Annotated in this window: 2 protein-coding genes and 1 pseudogene; all 3 read right to left on the bottom strand. The window is 65.1% G+C overall.

The window, feature by feature from the left end:
* Window positions 1-121 precede the first annotated feature (121 nt).
* A complete protein-coding gene (locus tag ACZY1I_RS32105; RefSeq protein WP_463761689.1) occupies window positions 122-523 on the bottom strand; it encodes a DUF4189 domain-containing protein in 402 nt (133 codons plus the stop codon).
* 73 nt (window positions 524-596) lie between these two features.
* Entirely contained in the window at window positions 597-1,331 is a 735-nt protein-coding gene (locus tag ACZY1I_RS32110; RefSeq protein WP_463761691.1) for an LppX_LprAFG lipoprotein, read from the bottom strand.
* Between the two features lie 159 nt (window positions 1,332-1,490).
* Window positions 1,491-1,816, bottom strand: a pseudogene (locus ACZY1I_RS32115) (ABC transporter ATP-binding protein); the annotation flags it as partial.

The raw sequence follows: 1,816 nt of genomic DNA on the forward strand, positions 1-1,816 counted from the left end.
ACGCCACACCCGCCCATCACTACGCAACTCCAACCGCGGCGGCTCAGAATCGGGCGTTCCCACAGTGTCTTTCATCCGCGTCGTCAAAGGTGCTCTGGTGCAACGGTTTCAGAGCAGCGGACTAGTTGCAGAGCCAGGTGCCGATCCAGCCGGCGGTCGCCAGCCGCTTCATCGCGTCCTGTTCGGCGATAAGCAGTGTGGACCCGTACCCGCCGGCGTGGTCGCCGGCGTTGTTTTCGGCGACCGCTCCGCACTCGGAGAAGGACACCAGGACCTGGCAGTCGGATTTGCCGCACGCGCTGACCGCGGCACTTTCCGCTGCGGGCCGCGACGGGGCGTCCTTGGTCCGGCCGAACAGTTTGCCCGAGGCTGAGTAGGCGATCGCTCCATAGTTCTCGTCGGCCTGTGCGGCCGGGGCCAGGGCGATCAGCGTCGCGGTCACCGCCGCGACGTTGACGACCGCCAGAGCAGTTCGCCTCGGACCGCACCTGGGCGCGCGCCCCTTAAAAGCGGTCGATCTCATGATGGTTCCTTTCCACGCTGAAAAAAGATCGGGGTGCACAGTGTCTGGTGGCTTGTCGGGGTGTTGAGTCGGCCTAAACCGGCTTGGTCGCGGTGACCTGCTTGCCCCAGTCCGACAGGGTCATGGCGACCGTTCCGTTCTCGACCGGGGTGATTTCGATCCTGACCAGGTGGGAGGTGCCGTCGGATGCGATCCAGACGGTGGTCGGGGTCGGCTGTGCGTTCTGCGGGCTCAGGCGCGATCCGGCCAGCGTGGCGACGTCGTCGGTTGACGAGGTCCCGGTGATCTTGGTGGTCGCGATCCCGTTGATCTGTTCGGTGCCGCCCGCCTTCGGGTTCTGCAGATTGGTCAGGATGTGTGCCAGGCCCTTGTCGGGGTTGAGCAGCGTGGACACCTCGTAGATCGACGCACCGTTGCCGTAGTCGGTGAACTTGCCTGCCTCCGCGACGTCGGAATACAGGTGGCCGTCGACGAAGACGAACTTGGAGTCGACGTCGCTCTTGCCGACGGTCAAGGTGGCGGTGCCGTTGGCGGCCGTCTGCGGAGTGTTGGTGACGTCGCCGTCGAGCTTGGTCACCTCGAGGTTGGGCACCGCGCCTTTGACCGTGAGGCTGACGTGCAGCCCGGTGACCTTGCTCATGACGTCGGCGGCCTGCTTGACCGTGCTCGCGGCGTCGGCGCCCGGCGCGCTGGATCCGCTGCCGGACGCATTGTTCTTCGGGGTACCACAGCCGGTGAGCACAAGTGCCGAGACCACAACCGCTGCAGCGGTCGCGGCGCCGGCGCGGGACCAAAGCTTCCGTTTCATAGACATCTCCTGACATCTCCTTTGTTGAGGCAACCGACGAGGTCGCCACGGGGCAAACTCATTTGGAGGTAGCGCCAAAGTCTGGCGCCTAGCCTAAACCGGCCCGTTCGCGGTTGAACAGGCCCGTGACGCTGGGTTGCTGCGCACGCACCCGGCTACTTACCTGCGGCCTCTGCGATGCGGATCGAGACTGCGCAGCCTGACCGCGAGCAGGATCATCATCACCACGCCCAACGCCGCACACATTCCCAGTGACATGAACCAGCGCGAGCGCTCGTGATTCCACAATGGGTCGGTGTCGGTGATGCGGATGTAGTTCACCCCGAGCGAGGAGCCGGCCATGCCGTAGGCCCATCGGGAGGGGGACAGCCAGGCCAGTTGTTCCAGCGGGATGCGGTCTTTGACGGCGAACATTCCTCCGCAGAGCACGAGTTGGGCCATGACGACCACGACCAGCACTGGCATGCCGCGATCGGCGTTGCCGA

The organism is Mycobacterium sp. IDUB_37 (assembly GCF_055419245.1).

Bases quoted from the DNA above. Each gene is read 5' to 3' on its own strand.
- ACZY1I_RS32110 (WP_463761691.1), bottom strand. From the start codon at position 1,331: ATGAAACGGAAGCTTTGGTCCCGCGCCGGCGCCGCGACCGCTGCAGCG.
- ACZY1I_RS32105 (WP_463761689.1), bottom strand. From the start codon at position 523: ATGAGATCGACCGCTTTTAAGGGGCGCGCGCCCAGGTGCGGTCCGAGG.